The sequence below is a fragment of the Anoxybacillus andreesenii genome, assembly GCF_030813005.1.
Classification (GTDB): domain Bacteria; phylum Bacillota; class Bacilli; order Bacillales; family Cytobacillaceae; genus Robertmurraya; species Robertmurraya andreesenii.
On the sequence record NZ_JAUSTU010000064.1, the window covers coordinates 1 to 2,417 of the forward strand.

The window sequence follows — 2,417 nt, forward strand, 5'->3', positions numbered from 1 at the left end:
TGTATTTTGCAAGAAAAAAGTACATAAAAATGCAATAAAAAATGCAGAAGCTTGCCAGCCTTATTTAAAGTGATTATGATTGACGGGATAGTGCGTGTGTAACTCTATAGCTGTCTCCAGTAAAGCTTAAAATATGTGCGTGATGAATAACTCGGTCTACCAATGCGGCGGTCAGCCTGGCATCTAGAAAGATCCGGTTCCACTGACTGAATTCTAAATTTGAAGTAATCAAAAGGCTCTTCTGTTCGTACCAGTCAGATATTAACTGAAACAACAATTCAGCGCCTTCTTTGCTAAACGGTATATACCCCATTTCATCCAGAATAATCATGTCTACCTTTTTAAATCTATTTTGAAACTGCGTTAATTTCCCTTCTCTCCACATCTTCTCCAGTGTATTCACTAACTCTGATACACGGTAAAAACGTACCTCATATCCTTTTTGGCATGCGCGACGGCCTAGTCCAGTAGCCAGGTGTGTTTTCCCCGTTCCGGGGGATCCTGTTAAAATGACATTCTCATGATTATCAATAAAATGTAATTCACACAATTCCTTGGCATCAATTTGGGGAGGAAAGTGAATTTGTTCTCCCCAGTGATACTCCTCCAATGTTTTCTTATTCAGAAACTGCGCTTTTTTAATCAGTCGCTCGCATTTTGCCTCTTCTCGCAATTGAATTTCCCTCTTTAAGAGGTCTGTCAGATATTGCTCCTGACTTTCAAATGGTATGGACTCATATGCCTCAGCTATATAAGCAAGACGAAGGGTTTTGCATAACTGTTTGATATCGCTGCTCATTGACCTTCACTCCCTTCCGGAGAAAGAGATTGTAGTTGGTCATATTTTGCCCAATCCACGTCATATGGATGGAGCTCGGGATCCTTTAATTCCTCAGGCTGGTCATTAATCAATTCATAAAATTGATCATTAATTTCAGCCATTTCCCGATTCGCAAGTAAACCAATCAGCCACATTAACCGTTCCTTACGAATCGATAAATTTTCTATTTTAAGATATTCATAGATTCTGCCGGGCAAATAAGGTGTATATCTTGAGTAGGTTACTACCCTTGGTTTCTGCACCCATGATTTTAGTATGGAAATCCAAGGTATTATTCTGTTTTTCTGCATATACGGGCGGTAATCTTCATGGAGAATTTCTCCGAAAGGTGAAATCACCTTAAACTTATCCCAATATTTAACGACATGCAGTTGTCCGTAATTATAGCCTTTGGGAATATGTATTTTAGTTTTATCGAGGGTTATTTCACCATATTTATCTGCTTTTACTATTTCCTCCTTAAATACCGGATATTCTTTTTCTGGTAACGCCAACAAATAAGGTTGCTCCTTTTCCAATAGTTGTTGAATAGGTACCTGCTTTTGGTAGTGAAGACGCTGGCGGTCTTTTTCTAAGCCTTCTTTTAGTATTGTTTCAAGATGCTGAAGGTCTTTTACCACAGGGGCTGGTGTCACAAAATTATACCGAACGTACCCCACCTTATTTTCAACATTTCCTTTTTCATGCCCACTTCTTGGATTACAAGCTTGAATCTCAAAGCCATAATGACCTGCAAATTGTTGAAATTCATTCGTATAAGTTGCTTCTTCATGTCGCCCCCTAGGCTGAATGACGGCTGCCTTTAAATTGTCAATTCTGATTTTTCGAGGCACTCCTCCTAGTTGCTTAAATGCAGTTTTTAAACCATGAAGAAAACACTCTTGGTTTTCCCCTGGTAATGGGATACAGAACGCCGCATTACTATTTGGGAGAGACATTACTAGGCAGTGGACATCTATATACTTTCCGTCCTTCACAGCCTCGGTAATTCCAAAATCCACTTGTGCCTCAGCCGGAGGATGGTTTAACCTTTCATAATTTTTGTCCTTTTCCCCATCAGTCAAATCTGTCTCTTCATCCACTAAGTCTTTTCCTTCACGCCAGTCTTTGACAAAATAGCACAAGGTTCGGTAAGAACCGGGAAAGCCCATGCTTTTTAAATCCGAATAAAGTTTCTTGTTTGTTCTCCTACTCTTTTTCTTTAGCTTCTGATCTTCAGCCAACCAATCGGAAACAATTACTCCCCAATTGCTCTCATACATCATCCCTTTTTTGTGAAATGTTTTTTCCTTTGGCAGTTGATCCTCATCTGCGTATTTTTTTGCCGTCCTCCAATTAATTTTTAGAGTTTTTGAGATTCCATTGATAGATAATGATTTCTGATTTCTTAGTAGTTTGATACAATTAACTTCAGACATTGCTAGCAATCCTTTCGACCTCCACTGTTTTGATTCGACACCAATAACAGTAGGGAAATTTTGGATAGCTGGCAAGTCTTTTTTTTCTATAAAAATAAAAGTGCAAGGTTATGTACTTTTACTTTGCATAACTCTGTACTTTTATTTTGCACTATACA

At 38.6% G+C, this 2,417-nt stretch carries 2 protein-coding genes; both read right to left on the bottom strand.

Annotated elements, in window-relative coordinates; genetic code table 11:
* Positions 1-73: 73 nt before the first annotated feature.
* Positions 74-799 (bottom strand): IS21-like element helper ATPase IstB, encoded by a 726-nt coding sequence (istB, locus tag J2S07_RS21710; protein WP_307152448.1) that lies wholly within the window; start codon positions 797-799, stop codon positions 74-76.
* Entirely contained in the window at positions 796-2,259 is a 1,464-nt protein-coding gene (gene istA / locus J2S07_RS21715; RefSeq protein ID WP_307152449.1) for an IS21 family transposase, read from the bottom strand. The genes istB and istA overlap by 4 nt, the downstream gene beginning before the upstream one ends.
* Positions 2,260-2,417: the final 158 nt, after the last annotated feature.